A 1,694-nucleotide genomic window follows, 5' to 3' on the forward strand; every position below is an offset into this window, starting at 1 on the left:
CCCGGATTTTTCGCGGAAGTTTGCGTTCGATGGGGTGTAGATACGCGAAAGTGCCTGTCCTGCAAGGAATAATTGGACTTCTCTAGGGTTCAATCGTTCCAGCGGGAAGGCACCTCGCAGGTGAAGAATATCGCGGCCGCATCGAGGGTCAAAGTGTCCGCCGACGGCCAGGGCGTCGTGTCGCATGCCGGGATGGCGATGTTGCGGGAACTCGCCGACCGAACCGGGCTATCGACGCAGGTCACTGCCGCGTTGGCCGACACCTACCGCGGCCCGTGGGTGTACGCGCCCGGCGAGGTGTTCGCCGATCTGGCCGCCGCGGTCGCCGACGGCGCAGACTGCATCGACGCCGTGGGCCAACTCTGCGGCGACCGTGAACACGCCTTCGGCGCGAAAGCCTCCACGACCACCATGTGGCGGCTGGTGGATCAGCGCATCGACGCCGCCCACCTGCCTGCCGTGCGAGCAGCCCGGTCCGCGGCGCGAGCAGCAGCGTGGGCTGCCGGCGCCGCCCCAACTGCCGGCGAGTGGCTGCACATCGACATCGACGCCACCCTGGTCATCGATCACTCCGACAACAAGCACGGCGCCACGCCGACGTGGAAGAAGACCTTCGGCCATCACCCGCTGCTGGCGTTTCTGGATCGCTCCGAGATCGCCGGCGGCGAAGCCCTGGCCGGGCTGCTGCGCACCGGCAACGCCGGCTCCAACACCGCCTCCGACCACATCATCGTCCTGGCGCAGGCGCTGGCAGCGTTGCCGCCACGATGGCGACCCGACCCCAGTGCTGGCGATGATCCCGACCAGCCGAGAGTTCTGGTGCGCTGCGACACCGCCGGAGCCACCCACAAATTCGCCGACGCCTGCCGCGATCAGGGGGTGGGATTCTCCTTCGGCTATCCCGTCGATACCCGCGTCCAAGATGCCGTCGACACCCTCAACCTCGCCGACGGCTGGTACCCAGCAGTCGACACCGAAGGCGGGATCCGCGACGGCGCCTGGGTCGCCGAGGCCACCACCTTGGTCAACCTGGACTCCTGGCCGCCTGGGACACGGTTGATCCTGCGTAAAGAACGCCCCCACCCCGGTGCACAACTGCGGTTCACCGACGCCGACGGCATGCGCGTCACCGCGTTCATCACCGACACCGAACCCGGCATTGTCCCTGGACAGGTCGCGGGCCTGGAGTTACGGCATCGCCAACATGCTCGCGTCGAGGACCGCATCCGCGATCTCAAAGCCGCCGGACTGCGGAATCTGCCGTGCCACGGTTTCTGGCCCAACGCCGCCTGGCTCGAAATCGTCCTGGCCGCAGCCGACCTGGTCACCTGGTGCCGACTTCTGGGATTCCGTGAGCACACCGGTCTGGCTCGCGCCGAGATCGCCACCTTCCGCTACCGGGTCCTGCACGTGGCCGCCCGGATCACCCGCGGCGCCCGCCGAACCCGACTACGTATCGACGCCACCTGGCGCTGGGCCGCCCAGATCGCGGCCGCCTGGCAAGCCATCCGCACCGCCTTCCGATGACCGAAGCCCCCTGACCCACCGACCACGAAAGACCCACCGGCACTGGGAAAGCCCGCACCACCCGGCGACACGGGACCACCCCGCCATACCCAGAACCACACAACCGGATTCGCGACGCAATCGCATCTCAACGCACGACTGCCATCACCCTCGACGAAAAATCCGGG

Annotated in this window: 1 protein-coding gene; it reads left to right on the top strand. The window is 67.7% G+C overall.

Going from position 1 to position 1,694, the window contains the following annotated elements; translation table 11 throughout:
• The first annotated feature begins 120 nt into the window (after nucleotides 1-120).
• Complete coding sequence (locus ACXMYJ_RS29000; protein ID WP_260757690.1) at nucleotides 121-1,527, top strand: IS1380 family transposase; 1,407 nt, start codon at nucleotides 121-123, stop codon at nucleotides 1,525-1,527.
• Nucleotides 1,528-1,694: the final 167 nt, after the last annotated feature.

This window comes from Mycobacterium sp. ZZG (assembly GCF_054786995.1).